13 protein-coding genes are annotated in these 15491 nt (G+C 60.7%); 11 read left to right on the top strand and 2 right to left on the bottom strand.

What is annotated here, in order from left to right; translation table 11 throughout:
- Positions 1 to 5: 5 nt before the first annotated feature.
- Together CR105_RS22640 and CR105_RS27980 are read right to left on the bottom strand one after the other, a co-directional pair.
- Positions 6 to 1019, bottom strand: a complete 1014-nt coding sequence (locus CR105_RS22640; protein WP_099792450.1) for an adenosine deaminase — start codon at positions 1017 to 1019, stop codon at positions 6 to 8.
- A gap of 315 nt (positions 1020 to 1334) precedes the next feature.
- Positions 1335 to 1589, bottom strand: a complete 255-nt coding sequence (locus CR105_RS27980; RefSeq protein WP_131021798.1) for a hypothetical protein — start codon at positions 1587 to 1589, stop codon at positions 1335 to 1337.
- Positions 1590 to 1593: 4 nt separating this feature from the next.
- Between CR105_RS27980 and CR105_RS22635 the strand changes: the two genes are divergently transcribed.
- The 11 genes from CR105_RS22635 to lspA all read left to right on the top strand — a co-directional run bounded on the left by CR105_RS22635 (position 1594) and on the right by lspA (position 15473).
- Positions 1594 to 3516, top strand: a complete 1923-nt coding sequence (locus CR105_RS22635; RefSeq protein WP_099792449.1) for a PrkA family serine protein kinase — start codon at positions 1594 to 1596, stop codon at positions 3514 to 3516.
- A 70-nt stretch (positions 3517 to 3586) separates the two neighbouring features.
- Positions 3587 to 4855 carry a YeaH/YhbH family protein gene (locus CR105_RS22630; RefSeq protein ID WP_099792447.1) on the top strand — a complete coding sequence of 423 codons (1269 nt, stop codon included), beginning with the start codon at positions 3587 to 3589 and terminating at the stop codon, positions 4853 to 4855.
- A gap of 26 nt (positions 4856 to 4881) precedes the next feature.
- Positions 4882 to 6408, top strand: coding sequence for a SpoVR family protein (locus CR105_RS22625; RefSeq protein WP_099792445.1), 1527 nt, complete (start codon positions 4882 to 4884; stop codon positions 6406 to 6408).
- Between the two features lie 531 nt (positions 6409 to 6939).
- Positions 6940 to 7602, top strand: a complete 663-nt coding sequence (locus CR105_RS22620) for an energy transducer TonB (protein WP_099792443.1) — start codon at positions 6940 to 6942, stop codon at positions 7600 to 7602.
- An 87-nt stretch (positions 7603 to 7689) separates the two neighbouring features.
- Complete coding sequence (locus CR105_RS22615) at positions 7690 to 8625, top strand: MotA/TolQ/ExbB proton channel family protein (protein WP_218968745.1); 936 nt, start codon at positions 7690 to 7692, stop codon at positions 8623 to 8625.
- 3 nt (positions 8626 to 8628) lie between these two features.
- Positions 8629 to 9057 (top strand): ExbD/TolR family protein, encoded by a 429-nt coding sequence (locus CR105_RS22610; RefSeq protein ID WP_099792441.1) that lies wholly within the window; start codon positions 8629 to 8631, stop codon positions 9055 to 9057.
- 69 nt (positions 9058 to 9126) lie between these two features.
- On the top strand, positions 9127 to 9561 hold the full coding sequence (locus CR105_RS22605) for an ExbD/TolR family protein (RefSeq protein ID WP_180288275.1): 435 nt from the start codon (positions 9127 to 9129) through the stop codon (positions 9559 to 9561).
- 70 nt (positions 9562 to 9631) lie between these two features.
- Positions 9632 to 10852: a tetratricopeptide repeat protein gene (locus CR105_RS22600; protein WP_099792502.1), complete on the top strand. Its 1221-nt coding sequence runs from the start codon at positions 9632 to 9634 to the stop codon at positions 10850 to 10852.
- A gap of 152 nt (positions 10853 to 11004) precedes the next feature.
- Positions 11005 to 11976 (top strand): bifunctional riboflavin kinase/FAD synthetase, encoded by a 972-nt coding sequence (locus tag CR105_RS22595; RefSeq protein WP_099792437.1) that lies wholly within the window; start codon positions 11005 to 11007, stop codon positions 11974 to 11976.
- A gap of 64 nt (positions 11977 to 12040) precedes the next feature.
- Positions 12041 to 14923 (top strand): isoleucine--tRNA ligase, encoded by a 2883-nt coding sequence (gene ileS / locus CR105_RS22590; RefSeq protein ID WP_099792500.1) that lies wholly within the window; start codon positions 12041 to 12043, stop codon positions 14921 to 14923.
- Between the two features lie 31 nt (positions 14924 to 14954).
- Positions 14955 to 15473 (top strand): signal peptidase II, encoded by a 519-nt coding sequence (gene lspA, locus CR105_RS22585; protein ID WP_099792435.1) that lies wholly within the window; start codon positions 14955 to 14957, stop codon positions 15471 to 15473.
- The last annotated feature ends 18 nt before the right edge of the window (positions 15474 to 15491 follow it).

The raw sequence follows: 15491 nt of genomic DNA, 5'->3' as shown, positions 1-15491 counted from the left end.
ACTTCTTACACCTTCACATGGTCAAAACAGGCATCGAGTTCGTCGATGAAAGCGCGCTTGGCTTCCGGCTCGAGGAACGAGGCGGTAAAGCTGTTGCGTGCCAGCTGGTGCGCGTGCGCCGCGGTCAGCGGCAGCGCGTCGAACGCGGCGAGGAAATTGGCGTTCATGTAGCCGCCGAAGTAAGCCGGGTCGTCCGAGTTGACGGTCGCGGCCAGCCCGGCATCGAGCAGCGCGAGCAGATTGTGCTCGCCCATGTCGCCGAACACGCGCAGCTTGATGTTCGACAGCGGGCACACCGTCAGCGCGATCTGCTCGCGCGCCAGGCGCGCCGTCAGCAGCGGATCCTCGAGGCAGCGCACGCCGTGATCGATCCGCTCGACATTGAGCAGGTCGAGCGCGGTCTCGATGTAGGCCGGCGGGCCCTCTTCGCCGGCGTGGGCGACCAGGTGCAGGCCGAGCTGGCGGCAGCGCTCGAACACGCGGCAGAATTTTTCCGGCGGATGCCCCACTTCCGACGAGTCGAGGCCCACGCCGATGATCTTGTCGCGATACGGCAGCGCCTCTTCCAGCGTGGCGAGGGCGTCGTCCTCGCTCAGGTGGCGCAGGAAGCACATGATCAACGTGGCGCTGATCGGGCCGTCCTGGCAGGCGCGCCAGATACCGTCGACCACGGTCTGGAACGGCACGCCGCGCGCGGTGTGCGTCTGCGGGTCGAAAAAGATCTCGGCGTGGCGCACGTTGTCCTCGGCCGCACGGCGCAGGTAGGCCATCGTCATGTCGTAGAAATCCTGCTCCTTGAGCAAGACGCTGGCGCCGGCGTAATAAATATCGAGAAAAGACTGCAAATTATCGAATGCATAAGCTTTGCGCAGACTTTCGACCGATTCGTAGGCCAGTTTGACCCCGTTTCTTTGAGCCAACTCAAAGATTAGCTCAGGTTCGAGTGACCCTTCGATGTGTATGTGCAATTCTGCCTTAGGCATACGCTGCAAAAGAATTCGCAACTGTTCATTCGGCATTTTGTTCTCCAGGAATTCAATTCTTTAGACGTTGGCAGACAGTGTAGCGCAAGGCGCCGGCAGGGTTCGCCGAGCGGTCAGATTCAATGAGGAAATTTTGTGTCACAAAGCCGATTTACGTGCGCCACTGTTCGGCCAGTTCAGGCAAGATTGACGTAAGAATTTTCGACCCGACGCTGTGCAGTTAACTACCGCGCTCGGGCTTGCCAGCAGGCCAGCAAGCTTGCCCGGATGAGGCTGCAATGAGACACAAAAAGTATTGCTTAACTCGCTCTTTCACCATACATATCAATGGCTTACAGCAGTTACAATCGGTCACACGACATTGCTTTGACTTCCGCTTCCATTAAGCACATAATAAATTTCATAGGCGTAAGAAGACGTTGTTACGACGCGAAAATCACCGGAAAAATCCGGGCAAGAAATAAAATATCGACAGCCGTTTTTTGTTTCAGATGTTTGCATCAGGAAACGCTCTGGGCGATCAAGAAGAGGAGAACGCCAGACCAGGGCCGGGGCAGCAATTCTGCCGGCGACAGTGACAATGCATACATGCACATTAAAGGACATTCAAATGACCATTTTTGACAACTACGCAGCTCGTTATGAGCGTACCCGGGAAGAGGAATTTTCCCTTTCTGAGTATTTGGCACTGTGCAAGAAAGATCACCTGACGTACGCCACGGCACCGGAGCGGATGCTGGCGGCAATCGGCGAGCCGACGCTTGTCGACACCCGCAACGACACGCGGCTGTCGCGCATTTTCGCCAACAAGGTCATCAAGTTGTATCCCGCGTTCAAGGATTTCTACGGCACCGAGGAAGTCATCGAGCAGGTGGTGTCGTACTTCCGCCACGCCGCCCAGGGGCTGGAAGAGCGCAAGCAGATTCTCTACCTGCTCGGGCCCGTCGGCGGCGGCAAGTCGTCGATCGCCGAAAAACTCAAGTCGCTGATGGAGCAGGTGCCGTTCTACTGCCTGAAGGGCTCGCCCGTCAACGAATCGCCGCTCGGCCTGTTCAACGAGGACGAAGACGGCGTCATCCTCGAAGAGGACTACGGCATCCCGCGCCGCTACCTGCGCACCATTCCGAGCCCATGGGCAGTCAAGCGCCTGCACGAATTCAACGGCGACATCAACAAGTTCCGCGTCGTCAAGCGTTACCCGTCCATGCTCAAGCAAATCGCCATCTCCAAGACCGAGCCGGGCGACGAGAACAACCAGGACATCTCCTCGCTGGTCGGCAAGGTCGACATCCGCAAGCTCGAAGACTATGCCCAGGACGATCCGGACGCCTACAGCTACTCCGGCGGCCTGTGCCTTGGCAACCAGGGCCTGATGGAATTTGTCGAGATGTTCAAGGCGCCGATCAAGGTGCTGCACCCGCTGCTGACGGCGACCCAGGAAGGCAACTACAAGGGCACCGAAGGCTTCGGCGCCATCCCGTTCGACGGCATCGTGCTGGCCCACTCCAACGAGTCGGAGTGGAAAACCTTCCGCAACAACCGCAACAACGAGGCTTTCCTCGACCGTATCTATATAGTCAAGGTGCCGTACTGCCTGCGCGTGTCGGACGAAATCAAGATCTACGACAAGCTGATCCGCAACTCCTCGCTCGAGCAGGCGCCGTGCGCGCCGGGCACGATGAAGATGATGGCGCAGTTCGCCATCCTGTCGCGCCTGAAGGATCCCGAAAACTCGAGCATCTTCAGCAAGATGCTCGTGTACGACGGCGAAAACCTGAAAGACACCGATCCGAAGGCGAAGTCGATGCACGAGTACGTCGACTACGCCGGCGTCGACGAAGGCATGAATGGCTTGTCGACCCGCTTCGCCTTCAAGATCCTGTCGAAGGTCTTTAACTTCGACAACACCGAAGTGGCGGCCAACCCGGTGCACCTGCTGTATGTACTCGAGCAGCAGATCGAGCGCGAGCAGTTCGCGCCCGAGACCGAGCAACGCTACATGTCGTACATCAAGGAGCACCTGGCGCAGCGCTACGTTGACTTCATCGGCAAGGAAATCCAGACCGCCTACCTGGAAAGCTATTCGGAATACGGCCAGAACATTTTCGACCGCTACGTCACATTCGCCGACTTCTGGATCCAGGACCAGGAGTTCCGCGATCCGGACACCGGCGAATCGTTCGATCGCGACTCGCTCAACAGCGAACTGGAAAAGATCGAGAAGCCGGCCGGCATTTCCAACCCGAAGGATTTCCGCAACGAGATCGTCAACTTCGGCTTGCGCGCGCGCGCCACCAACGGCGGCAAGAACCCGGCCTGGACCAGCTACGAGAAATTCCGTACCGTCATCGAGAAGAAGATGTTCTCGAACACCGAGGAACTGCTCCCGGTCATCTCGTTCAACGCCAAGGCGTCGGCCGAGGACGCCAACAAGCACGCCGACTTTGTCGCGCGCATGGTGGGAAAAGGCTACACCGCCAAACAAGTTCGCCTACTGTGTGAGTGGTATCTGCGTGTGCGGAAGTCTTCTTAGCGGCGGCGTATTAAGATAGAGGGGCCGGCACTTTCGGCCGGCCGCCGCGATTCTGAGCAGGAGGCAAGTTTTGACTTATCTCATCGACCGACGCTTGCAGGGCAAGAACAAGTCAGCGATCAACCGAGAGCGTTTCCTGCGGCGTTACAAAAGCCAGATCAAGGACGCTGTCGGCCGTGCCATCAAGGGTCGCTCGATTACTGACATCGAAAATGGCGAGAAGGTATCGATTCCCGTCAAGGATGTGAACGAGCCGAATTTCGGCCACGCCCACGGTGGCGTCTGGGAAACCGTCAACCCGGGCAACAAGGAGTACCAGAAGGGCGACCAGTTCAACCGCCCCCGCAGCGGCGGCGGTAACGGCCGCGGCAAGGCAGGCAATAGCGACCAGACCAACGAGGATGACTTCATCTTCGAGCTGTCGCGCGAAGAATTCATGAACTACTTCTTCGAAGACCTGGAACTGCCGAACATGGTCAAGACGCAGCTGACCCAGACGACCGAGTTCAAGAACCAGCGCGCCGGCTACAACATGTCCGGCACGCCGTCCAACATCCACGTGCTGCGCTCGCTGCGCGGCGCGCTCGGCCGGCGCATCGCCGTCGGCGGCTCGTCGCGCAAGCAGCTCACCGTCGCCGAACACGAACTGGTCAAGCTGCTCGAGGAAGGCGTCGCGCTGGACGATCCGCGCGTGGTCGAACTCAAACGCCTGGTGCACCACCTGCACACCAAGCTGATCGCCATTCCGTTCATCGATCCGTTCGACCTGCGCTACAGCAACCGCATCAAGGTGCCGAAGCCATCGACCCAGGCAGTGATGTTCTGCATCATGGACGTGTCCGGCTCGATGGACGAAAGCCGCAAGGACACCGCCAAGCGCTTCTTCATCCTGCTGTACCTGTTCCTCAAGCGCGCCTACGACAAGATCGAGGTCGTGTTCATCCGCCACCACACCGCCGCCGCCGAGGTCGACGAGAACGAATTTTTCCATTCGCGCGAATCGGGCGGCACCGTGGTGTCGTCGGCGCTGCACCTGCTGCAGAAGATCATCGGCGAGCGTTACGGCAGCGGCGAGTGGAACAGCTATGTCGCGCAGGCGTCCGACGGCGACAACTGGGACAACGACTCGGTGCTGTGCAAGCAGCTGCTGATCAACACGATCATGCCGGCGGTGCAGTACTACACCTATGTCGAAATTACCGACGGCCCGCAGCAGAATCTGTGGGAGCAATACGCCGAAGTTGGCGACCACCATCCCAACTTCGCGATGCAGAAGATCGTCACGCCGGCCGACATCTATCCCGTTTTCCGCGAGCTTTTCAAAAAGCAGCCGAAATGAGTTGAACTGAGCATAGCGAGCACACCATGCCAAGAGATCCGAAAAACCCGCGCGCGCTGCCCGAACAGTCGGAGTGGACTTTCGACCTGATCGAACAGGCGCACGAAGAAATCCGCCGCGTCGCCAGGAATTTTGGCCTCGACACCTACCCCAACCAGCTCGAGATCATTACCGCCGAGCAGATGATGGATGCCTACACCTCGGTCGGCATGCCGGTCTCGTATAACCACTGGTCGTTCGGCAAACATTTCCTGTCGACTGAAAAGAGCTACAAGCGCGGCCAGATGGGCCTGGCCTACGAGATCGTCATCAACTCGAATCCCTGCATCGCCTATCTGATGGAAGAGAACAGCCTGACGATGCAGGCGCTGGTAATCGCGCACGCGGCCTACGGCCACAACTCCTTCTTCAAGGGCAACTACCTGTTCCGCACCTGGACCGACGCCGACGCGATCGTCGACTACATGGTGTTCGCCAAAAATTACATCGCCGAGTGCGAGCAGCGCCACGGTATCGACGCCGTCGAAATGATCCTCGACTCGTGCCACGCGCTGCAAAACTATGGCGTCGACCGTTACAAGCGGCCGGCCAAGCTGTCGCTGGCGCAAGAGACGGCGCGCCAGAAGGAGCGCGAGGATTACGCCCAGTCGCAGGTCAACGCACTGTGGCGCACGGTGCCGCGCAAGGACGAGCAGGAAGCGGACGCGCCGGCGCCGCGCTTCCCGCCCGAGCCCGAGGAAAACCTGCTGTATTTCATCGAGAAGTACGCGCCCTTGCTGGAGCCATGGCAGCGCGAGATGGTGCGCATCACGCGCAAGATCTCGCAGTATTTCTACCCGCAGCGCCAGACCCAGGTCATGAACGAGGGCTGGGCGACGTTCTGGCACTACACCATCTTGCAGGAGCTGTACAAGGAAGGCATCGTTGGCGACGGCTTCATGATGGAGTTCTTGCAAAGCCATACCAATGTGGTGTTCCAGCCATCGGCCACCAGCCAGTATTACAGCGGCATCAATCCGTATGCGCTGGGGTTCGCGATGATGACCGACATCCGTCGCATCTGCGAAGACCCGACGCCGGAAGACCGCGAATGGTTCCCCGGCATTGCCGGCAGCGACTGGCGCAAGACGCTCGATTTTGCGATGCGCAATTTCAAGGACGAGAGCTTCATCGCCCAGTACCTCTCGCCCAAGCTGATCCGCGATTTCCACTTCTTCGCCGTGCTCGACGATGACCGCAAGGAGAAGTTGACCATTTCGGCAATTCACGACGAACGTGGCTACCGCTACGTGCGCCAGCAGCTGGCCGAACAGTACAACCTGGGCAACCGGGAACCGAACATCCAGGTCTGGCAGGTAAATACACGCGACGACCGTGCGCTGACCTTGCGCCACACGCAGTTCCAGCGCCGCCCGCTGAACCAGCAGGCACAGGAAGTGCTCAAGCACGTGGCCCGCTTGTGGGGCTTTGACGTACGTCTCGAGACGGTTGATCCGCAGGGCAGCATCGTCAGCAGCCTCGAGTGCCGGCGCGAAAAGCGCTCGCGCAACTGACCTTCCTCCTCGCCGCCGCCTGCACTATATATACAGTCAACTATATATAGTGCGGGCGCGGCCATAGCAACTGCGCGACCTCCCATCACCTGCCGCTATACCCGGCGCACCGCAACGGATCGCTGCGGCTGTGTTCAACAGTACGCCACCGGTTGGCAAAACTCTCTATAGTTAGCATAATCGCCATGCTCCTGCCATACGCAATTCGCCGTATGCGTTTTCCAGCGACCGATTGTTCAGAGGCACGGCCCTACAAATGCGAGATGTTCCGCATGCGTCAAAGTGACCCCACTGACAGTGGTTATTCTATCTATCATTTCTGCCAAGAGCGCAGGGTTTTTTTGGTGCAAAACAGCGCAGGTGAGCGCCATTTTTAGGTGCAGATTCGGCGTAGTTTCACCAATTAAAAAACTCTGTGCTAAAAAGAATTCGTAGGTATAATTCGCCGATGTCCCGGATGCGACCGTAGTATCTGTCGTGTTTTGTGGGTTTAAGTAGCAACAAAAAGAGTTGGTATTGGAGAAAGCAGGCATGAATTTTTCGCATGATAAGCAGCCCGGGAAGAATTTCACTGGGATCGCCATTGTTCTCATCTTGCACGTGATCGTTGCCTATGGGATCGTCACCGGTCTCGGTAAGCGTATGGTCACGAAAATGGCTGAAGCAGTGGAGACCAAGATTATCGAGGAGCAGGCGCCTCCTCCACCGAAGGAAATTCCACCACCGCCTCCTCCGCCGGAAATGAAGGCTCCACCGCCGCCGTTCATCCCGCCAGTTGAGGTCAATGTGCAGCAACCTCCACCGGTGCAAAGCGCGATTGCGGTGTCGTCGACGGCAAAACCAGTGTCGAATGAACTGGCGCGCCCGGCCCCTCCGGCTCCCCCTGCACCGGCAGCGGTGGCCAACCCGAACCCTGTGCGCATTGCAGCAGTTGCCGATTTCAACACTTGCGCTAAACCAGAGTGGCCTAAAGCCTCCCTGCGCAACGAAGAAACCGGTACCGTTACCCTGCAGTTCCTGGTCGGCGAAGACGGTCGCGTGGCCGACTCGAAGGTTATGAAGTCGAGCGGTTTCCGTGACCTGGACAAAGCAGCCGTTGCTGGTATCAGCAAGTGCCGCTTCAAGCCTGGCTCGGTCGACGGCAAGCCTGAAAAGGCGTGGATGTCTATGCAATACGTCTGGACGCTCGAATAACCCGGGGCAGCATCAACGTCCCAACTTGTGATTTTTCGTTGTCGATTATGTTCAGCGAACTGATTATTTTATATATTTGGAGGAAGCATGTTTAAGAATACCCGTTTGTCCGCTGTCCTGGCGGCTGTCCTGTTCTCGGTTACCGCAGCAGCTGCGCTGGTGTCGGCACCAGCGTTCGCCGACGCGCCGAAGGCCGCAGAAACCACCGCGCCAGCGGCAACCGCGCCAGCAGTTGACCCTGCCGCAGCGCCAGCAGCCGACGCTGCTGCCGCCGCAGCGCCAGCCGATGCAGCCGCCGCCGTGCCTGCCGGCGCAAAGGAAGAAGTTGAAAACCCATTTGGCCCGATGGCTGTTTGGAACGGTGGTTTCGTACCACGTGCAACCATCATCATCCTGTCGCTGATGTCGATGGGTTCGTGGTACATCATCATCACCAAGCTGATCGACCAGTCGAAGATCATGAAGCAGTCGAAAGAAACTTCGGCAAAATTCTGGAAAGCTTCGTCGATCGCAGCCGGTTCGGCATCGCTGAAAGAAGGCAGCCCGTTCCGTTTCATCGCTGAAACCGGTACCAAGGCGACCCAGCATCACGACGGCGCCCTGCTCGAGCAGATCGACCTGTCGACCTGGGTAACGATGTCGATCCAGCGCGCTGTTGAAAAAGTTCAGTCGCGTCTGCAAGATGGCCTGTCGTTCCTGGCAACCGTTGGTTCGACCTCGCCGTTTATCGGTCTGTTCGGTACCGTCTGGGGTATCTACGGCGCGCTGACCAACATCGGTATGACCGGTAACGCATCGATCGACAAGGTTGCAGGTCCAGTTGGCGAAGCACTGATCATGACCGCGTTCGGTCTGTTCGTTGCAGTTCCAGCAGTTCTGGGTTACAACTGGCTGGTGCGTCGTAACAAGAGCGCAATGGAAGACATCCGCTCGTTCAGCGCCGACGTTCACTCGGTTCTGATTTCCGGCGCAATGTCGACCAGCGAAGCTGGCCGCCTGGCCGGTGCTAAAAAGATTGGATAAATTATGTCGATGAGTGTCGGCTCCGATGACGGAGAAGAAGATGCAGTCATGTCAGAAATCAACACGACGCCGCTCGTCGACATCATGTTGGTTCTGCTGATCATCTTCCTGATTACCAGCCCGGTTGTATTGAAGTTGCAGAAAATTTCTCTGCCAAACGAGATCAACCAGGTTGTCAAGACCAAGCCAGAAGATGTCAATATCGTCGTCAACAAAGATGGCGATATGTACTGGAACCAGAAGCGGCTCGCGAACACAGACGAACTGTTCGAGTTTCTGAAAAAGGAGTCGGTCAAGCTGCCGCAGCCGGAAGTGCATGTCCGTGGCGATCAGGAAACGCGCTACGAGTTCATCGGCAAGGTCGTTTATACGGCACAACGTGCTGGGGTCCAGAAGGTCGGTTTCATCACCGAACCGCCTGACAAGGGTTAATTCCCTCCCCGCCGGCGCCGGCAGTCTTGGCGCCGGCGGGGGACTCCCGACATTTGAAAAGGACACACCATGAGTATGAACGTCGGTTCGGGTTCCGCCAGCCACAATGCTGATCCGGAACCAATGATGGAAATGAACATGACACCAATGATCGACGTGATGTTGGTCTTGATTATCTTGTTGATTATCACAATTCCGAAACAGAACCATTCGGTCAACCTGAATATGCCGGTCGGCAATCCTCCGCCACCGACGAAAGACCCGGTCGTGATCACGATCGACGTCGACTTTGACGGCACGATCCTGTGGGACAACGTCCCGGTGCCTGATCGCGCGACCCTGGAGCAGAAGATGTCCAGCGTTTCGGCCCAGGCAGACCAGCCAGAGGTGCACCTGCGCCCCAACAAGCTGGTTGAGTACAAGCACGTTGCCGGCGTCATGGCGACGGCGCAGCGTCTCGGTGTGACCAAGATCGGCATGGTTGGTAACGAGCAGTTCCAGTAATCGTTTTAGTTTGACGAACACGGCAGGTATCCCCTGCCGTTTTTCAATTTGAATGAAAGAATTCCAGACAATGTCCAAATTCCGTCTCGCACATCTCGGTCTCGTCATGGCCGCTCTCGGCTTCACCGCAGCAACCCCGGTTCTCGGCTTGTCTACCGCGTACGCGGCCGAAACCTTGCGTCCGGAAATAGGCAACCCGCTGCAGGCAGCGCAAGCGCTGATGAAGCAAGGCAAAAACCGCGAAGCCATGGCCAAGTTGAACGAAGCCGAACGCGTCAGCGGCAAGACCGCCAATGAAGACTACCTGATCGAGCGCGTGCGCGCCGCCGCCGCCTCGGCCGCGGGCGACAACGATGCCGCCGCCAAGTCGTTCGAGGCGCTGATCGCCTCCGGCAAGCTGTCGGCCAACGAGCGCGAGAAATTCACCGAAGGCCTGGTCGGCATCCACATGCGTGCGCGCGATTTTGGCAAGGCCAACGCCACCATTAATCGCCTGCTCAAAGACAAGAACGACCCGAAACTGCGCGCCTACCTGGTGCAGAACTACTACAGCATGGGCAACTACACCCAGGCCGAATCGGAACTGAAGCAAATGGGCACGCTGAACGAAGATCAGCTCGGCCTGCTGGCGAACATCTACCTGAAAAAGGGTGACAAGGTCGGCTACGTCAACACGATCGAGAAGCTGGCCGCGTCCTATCCAAAGGCATCGTACTGGACCGACCTGCTGAACCGCGTGACCGGCACCCCGACCTTCTCGAACCGCCTGACGGTCGACGTCTACCGCCTCAAGCTGGCCAACAACCTGCTGAAAAAGCCGAGCGAACTGGTCGAAATGGCGCAGTTGCTGATCCAGGCCAAGGCGCCGGCTGAAGCGCTCAAGGTCATCGACAAAGGCTACAAGGCCGGCGTTCTGGGCGTCGGCGCGGAAGCGGAGCGCCACCAGCGCCTGAAGGCGCTGGCCGAGAAGACCTTGGCAGACAACAACAAGAACCAGGCGGTCGACGAAGCGGCACTGGTCAAGGCCAAGGACAACGACGGCCTGTTGGCGATGGGCTACGGCCTGGTCCAGGCTGGCCAGGCCGACAAGGGCTTGGCCATGATGACGGCAGCCATCAAGGCCGGCGGCTTGCGCAATCCGGAAGACGCCAAGCTGCGCCTGGGCGAGGCATACGCTTCGGCCGGCAAGAAACAGCAAGCGATCACGACCCTGAAGACGGTCGGCGGCAAGGACGGCACGGCCGAGCTGGCACGCTACTGGATCATGGCCATCAACCATCCGATGGCCTGATCGCCCGCGCGGGCATCCCGATAAAAAGCGCTGCCCGCCCCCGCGGGTGGCGCTTTTTTGCTTTGTTGCCATCGAACATGCCCCGGCCACAGTGTGCAAGCCGCAACTTGACCGTATAATCCCCTATTTCGCACGCTTTACGCTACCCACCTATGAAGGTATTCCGGGGAATTCCCAACGACAGGGCGCGCGCGCCCTGCGCCCTCACGATCGGCAACTTTGACGGTGTCCACCTCGGCCACCAGGCATTGTTGGCGCGCGTGCGCGCCGCCGCCTCCGCGCTCGACCTGGAAGCGGCGGTGATGACGTTCGAGCCTCACCCGCGCGAATTTTTCGCCGCCCGCGCCGGCGACCTGTCGCGCGCGCCGAGCCGCATCGCCAACCTGCGCGACAAGCTCGAGTCGCTCGCCGACGCCGGCATCGACCGCGTCATCGTCGAACACTTCAACGCCCACTTCGCCGCCATGGCGCCGGAAGAATTCACCAGCCGCGTGCTGGTCGAGGGCCTGCACGTCAAGTGGCTGATGGTCGGCGACGACTTCTGCTACGGCGCCCGGCGCGCCGGCACCGTCGCCATGCTGGTCGAAGAAGGCAAGCGCCTCGGCTTTCAGGTCGAGACGCTGAAAACAGTGATGCATGGCGAGCAGCGCATCTCGTCGTCGGCGGTGCGCGCGGCGCTGGCGGCGGGCGACTTCGACCAGGCGCGCGCGCTGCTCGGCCACACCTACGCCATCTCCGGCCACGTCATCCACGGCCAGAAACTTGGCCGCACGCTCGGCTTCCCGACCTTGAACCTGCGCGTCGCGCACCGCCCCGCCCTGTCCGGCATCTTCATCGTGCGCGTGCACGGCCTGGCGGCGCAGCCGCTGCCGGCGGTGGCCAGCATTGGCGTGCGCCCCACCGTCGACGACAGCGGCCGCGTGCTGCTCGAGGTGCACCTGTTCGACTTCGCCGCGTCCTGCTACGGCAAACTGGTGCGCGTCGAGTTCCTCGAAAAAATCCGCGACGAAGAAAAATACGACGACCTCGCGACCCTCACCGCGGCCATCGAACGCGACGCCGGCCAGGCCCGCGGCTACTTTGCCCAGCGCCCAGGCGCCCTCACCGCGACCGACCGAATTTGAAGCGGATCTTGCCCCGCCCTCGCCGGCGCCGACATCCAGCCCAACACCACCTTTGAAGAAGAACATGTCCGATACCAGCAAACCAGCAGCGCCGAAACAATCCAGGAAAGCCGACAGCAAGTACCCAGTCAACATGACCGATACCCCGTTCCCGATGCGCGGCGACCTCGCCAAGCGCGAGCCGGGCTGGGTCCAGCAATGGCAGGACAAGAAGGTCTATGAGCGCGTGCGCAAGGCCGCCGCCGGCCGCCCGAAATTCATCCTGCACGACGGCCCGCCGTACGCCAACGGCGACATCCACCTCGGCCACGCGGTCAACAAGATCCTGAAGGACATGGTCGTCAAGGCGCGCACCCTGGCCGGCTTCGACGCGCCGTATGTGCCGGGCTGGGACTGCCACGGCATGCCGATCGAGATCCAGATCGAAAAACTGTACGGCAAAAACCTGCCGACCGCCGAAGTGCTGGCCAAGGCGCGCGCGTATGCGCTCGAGCAGGTCGACCGCCAGCGCACCGGCTTCATCCGCCTGGGCGTGCTCGGCGAATGGGACAACCCTTACCTGACGATGGCGTTCGAGAACGAAGCGAACGAACTGCGCGCGCTCGGCACCCTGCTGGAAAAAGGCTATGTGTACCGCGGCCTGAAACCGGTCAACTGGTGCTTCGATTGCGGCTCGGCGCTGGCCGAAGCGGAAGTCGAATACCAGGACAAGCGCGACCCGGCGATCGACGTCGGCTTCGCCTTTGCCGAACATGACAAGCTGGCCGCCGCCTTCGGCCTGGCCGCGCTGCCGCCAGGCGACGGCTTCATCGTCATCTGGACCACCACGCCGTGGACCATCCCGTCGAACCAGGCGCTCAACGTCAACGGCGAGATCAGCTACGCGCTGGTGCAGACCGAACGCGCCGGCAAGCCACTGATGCTGATCCTCGCCGCCGACCTGGTCGAATCGTGCCTGCAGCGCTACAAGCTCGAAGGCACGGTGATCGCCACCGCGCCCGGCGCCGCGCTGGGCGGCATCAGCTTCCGGCACCCGCTGCACGCCCAGGACGCGTTCTTTGACCGCCTCTCGCCGATGTACCTGGCCGACTACGTTACCACCGAAAGCGGCACCGGCGTGGTCCACTCTGCGCCGGCCTACGGCCTCGACGACTTCATCTCGTGCAAGGCGCACGGCATGCAGGACGACCAGATCCTGACCCCGGTGATGGGCGACGGCCGCTTCGCGTCGACCTTGCCGCTGTTCGGCGGCCTGACCATCTGGGAGGCGTCCAAGCCGATCTGCGCCGCGCTGACCGAAGCGGGCGCGCTGTTCGAGCTGAAGATGTTCGACCACAGCTACATGCACTGCTGGCGCCACAAGACGCCGATCGTCTACCGCGCCACCTCGCAGTGGTTCGCCGGCATGGACACCACGCCGAAGGACGGCGGCCCGACCCTGCGCGAAACGGCGCTCAAAGCGATCGGCGAGACCGCCTTCTTCCCCGACTGGGGCCAGGCGCGCCTGCACGGCATGATCGCCAACCGACCCGACTGGACGCTGTCGCGCCAGCGCCAGTGGGGCGTGCCGATGGCCTTCTTCCTGCACAAGGAAACCGGCCAGCTGCACCCGCGCACGCCCGAACTGATCGAGCAGATCGCCAAGCTGTTCGAACAGCGCGGCATCGACGCCTGGCTGACGATCGAGCCGAAGGACCTGCTGGGCGAAGACGCCGACATGTACGTCAAGAACCGCGACACGCTCGACGTCTGGTTCGACTCCGGCGCCACCCACCAGACCGTGCTGCGCGGCTCGCACAAGGAGCAGTTGGCGTTCCCCGCCGACCTGTACCTGGAAGGCTCGGACCAGCACCGCGGCTGGTTCCACTCGTCGCTGCTGACGTCGGCCATGCTGAACGGGCGCGCGCCGTACAAGGCGCTGCTGACGCACGGCTTCACCGTCGACGCCGAGGGCAAGAAGATGTCGAAGTCGCTCGGTAACACGCTGGCGCCGCAGAAGATCTCCGACACCCTCGGTGCCGACATCCTGCGCCTGTGGGTCGCCTCGACCGACTACACGGGCGAGCTGGCGATCTCGGAAGAGATCCTCAAGCGCGTCACCGAATCGTACCGCCGCATCCGCAATACGCTGCGATTCCTGCTGGCCAACACGTCCGACTTCGATCCGAAGGCTGACGCCGTGCCCGGCGCCGAACTGCTCGAGATCGACCGCTACGCGATCGCCAGCATGGCCGCGCTGCAGAAAGACATCCTGGCCCATTACGAGCGCTTCGAATTCCAGCCGGTGATCGCGCGCCTGCAGAACTACTGCTCGGAAGATCTGGGCGGCTTCTACCTCGACATTCTGAAGGACCGCCTGTACACCACCGCGGTGGGATCGCAGGCGCGCCGCTCGGCCCAGACCGCGCTGTGGCACATCGCGCAAAGCCTGCTGCGCGTAATGGCGCCGACGCTGTCGTTCACCGCCGAGGAAGCGTGGGCCGTGTTCGCCGGCGCCGACGCGTACGCCGCCAGCGACGAAACCATCTTCACCCAGACCTACTGGGAGCTGCCGCTGATGCCTGACGCCGACGCGCTGCTGGAGAAGTACACCGCCCTGCGCGAAGTACGCGCCGGCGTCACCAAGCAGCTCGAAGAGCTGCGTGCATCGGGCGCCATCGGTTCGTCCCTGCAGGCCGAGCTGACCATCAAGGCGGCGCCGGCGAAGTACAAGCTGCTCGCCAGCCTGGACGACGACCTGCGCTTTGTCTTCATCACCTCGCAGGCGAAAGTGGTCGCGGCGGCGGAAGCGGACGAAGCGATCGAAGTGACCGCGTCGCTGGCGCCGAAGTGCGAGCGCTGCTGGCACTACCGCGCCGACGTCGGCAGCCACGCCGAGCATGCCGGCTTGTGCAGCCGCTGCGTGAGCAACCTGTTTGGCGGCGGCGAACGACGCGCTTTCGCCTGAGCGTTGGCTAACACTATCCTGACTGAGAACCATGGCAACTAAAAAAACATCGACCTTCTCCACCCGTCCGAAGAACGGCACCAGCCTGATGCCCTGGCTGGGCATTGCCGCCGTCATCGTTCTGTGCGACCAGCTCACCAAGATCGCCGTCTCCAAGATGTTCGTGTTCGGCGAAGAGAAGGTGATCACGTCGTTCTTCAACCTGGTGCTGGCGTATAACCGCGGCGCCGCCTTCAGCTTCCTGTCCAACGAAAGCGGCTGGCAGCGCTACTTCTTCACCGCCATCGGCGTCGTCGCGGTGGCGTTCATCATCCACCAGCTGCGCCGCCACAGCACCCAGCGCCTGTACTGCTGGGCGCTGTCGCTGATCATGGGCGGCGCCATCGGCAACGTCATCGACCGCCTGCTGTACGGCCACGTGATCGACTTCCTCGATTTCCATTTCCGCGGCCTTGGCCACTTCCCGGCGTTTAACATCGCCGACAGTGCGATCTGCCTCGGCGCCGCGCTGTTCATCTACGACGAACTGCGGCGCGTTAACAAAAACTGACACGACCTGACCTGGGAG

It is taken from the genome of Massilia eurypsychrophila (assembly GCF_002760655.1).
GTDB lineage: Bacteria > Pseudomonadota > Gammaproteobacteria > Burkholderiales > Burkholderiaceae_D > JAFCUW01.
This window is presented reverse-complemented; position numbering and strand designations above follow the sequence as displayed.